Consider the following 898-nt stretch of genomic DNA (forward strand, 5'->3'; position numbering starts at 1 on the left):
GCGCCGGCTCGCGGCCGAACTCGGGGTCACCGCCATGTCCGTCTACTGGTACGTGGCCACCAAGAACGACCTGCTCGAACTCGCCCTCGACGAGGTCAACGGCGAGATGCGGCTGCCCGCCGATGGCGAGGTCGACGAGGCGGGCCACCTGGTCGACTGGCGCGACCAGCTCCGCCAACTCGCCAGCGAGTACCGGAAGATCCTCGTCCAGCACCCGTGGGTGTCGCAGTTGGTCGGCGAGTACCTGAACATCGGCCCGAACGCGCGGGCCTTCGCCGAGGCCGCGCAGCGGGTGATCCGCCGCAGCGGCGTGCCCGACGAGGGCATGACGGGCGCGCTGAGCGTGGTCTTCCAGTTCGTCTACGGCTTCGGCACGATCGAGGGCCGCTTCGCGCTGCGCTGCCGGGAGGCCGGCATCAGCCAGGACGACTACTTCTTCCACGTCATGGACACCATCGAGGCCGACCCCGAGCTTGAGGAGTCGTTCGGCAACGCCAGCCGGATCATGCGCGCCCGTGGCGGCTCGACGGTGGAGGAGATGCGCGAGCGCGACTTCGCCTTCGCCCTGGAGATGGTCATCGCGGGCCTCGAGGTCATGCGCGAGCGCGCGGGCCACCCGGCCGACGCGGCGCGCGAGGCGTAGGCCGGCCGCTACCCGGCGTCCGTACGCGCCCGGGGCGCGGGCGCCGCTCCCGTCCGCGCGCCCTCCCCGACGACGCGCGCGGGCGCCCGCCGTCCGTGGTGCGCGGCGGGCGCCCGCGCCGGGGCCGGGAGGGGGCGGGCCCTACGCCGTCTGCCGCGGCAGGTCGCCCTGGACCGTCTGGATGTCCAGCTCGACCCGCAGCGTCGTGCCGATGGCCGCGATGCCCGCCGCGACCACCTGGTTGTAGTGCATGGC

The 898-nt window shown here is 73.7% G+C and carries 1 protein-coding gene; it reads left to right on the top strand.

The annotated features are described in order from the left end of the window. Positions 1–643, top strand: a 643-nt coding sequence (locus KUM32_RS41135) for a TetR/AcrR family transcriptional regulator C-terminal domain-containing protein (RefSeq protein ID WP_217146760.1), incomplete at its 5' end; no start/stop codon positions are given. Between the last annotated feature and the right edge of the window lie 255 nt (positions 644–898).

This window comes from Streptomyces sp. AC627_RSS907 (assembly GCF_019049165.1).